The organism is Nguyenibacter vanlangensis, assembly GCF_013376155.1.
Taxonomy (GTDB): domain Bacteria; phylum Pseudomonadota; class Alphaproteobacteria; order Acetobacterales; family Acetobacteraceae; genus Gluconacetobacter; species Gluconacetobacter vanlangensis.
This window is the reverse complement of sequence record NZ_JABXXP010001098.1, coordinates 1-704: the sequence shown is the minus strand read 5'-3', so window position 1 is coordinate 704 and position 704 is coordinate 1. Positions and strand designations below refer to the sequence as shown.

At 69.3% G+C, this 704-nt stretch carries 1 riboswitch.

Annotation, left to right across the window (positions count from 1 at the left end):
• Positions 1 to 252 precede the first annotated feature (252 nt).
• A riboswitch (cobalamin riboswitch) is annotated at positions 253 to 488 on the bottom strand.
• Positions 489 to 704: the final 216 nt, after the last annotated feature.

Here is a 704-nt window from a genome sequence, read left to right as displayed (position 1 = left end):
CGCCGGGCCGCGCCGCGGCCTTCTCCTCCGCCGCATCGGGTGCCTGCGCCAGCGCGCCGTTCCAGCCGGCGAACATCCCGGCGGACAGGGCCGAGGCAAAGAAGGTCGAGCGGGACAGGACCTGTCGAAAATCGTGCATCAAGTTGCGTTCTCGTGACCATGCGCGATTGCCACGAGACGAGACGGGCCCGCCCTTCACCCGGAACGGATCCCCGGCTCGCCCGTCGGATCACCCCGCCCGACGGTTCCCGGTCGCAATCAGTGCTGACGGCAGGTCTCCTGGCTTGCGGCAAGACGTTCCGCATGGCCTTCCCGGAGACGAGAACCCCAGTGGCCCCGGGCCCGAACGCCCGGCGATGCGTGAACATGCCGCTTACAGTTGCGGGGGCAGCCGCAGGATTGGACCGGCCGGCCCGCACTGCGTTCCCTTTTAATCCTCGCACGCCTTTTCATCCGCGCGCGACGGAACCATCGCGCCCTTCATAGAAGCTGCGCCCCGCCTGTCAAGAAATCCGCCTGTCAGGAAAATGGCGCGCCGCCGCCCAGGCCGGATGACCGCCGAAATCCGCTTTGACGGCCACCGGGCCGGCTGGCACGATCGCGGCCGACGGCGTCCTGCGCAGACGCGAGGTGAAGAAAGCGCCGATGACCCCACATCCCTCCGACGACCCGGCAGCCGGCATGCGCCCGGCGCTGCCCGTCCT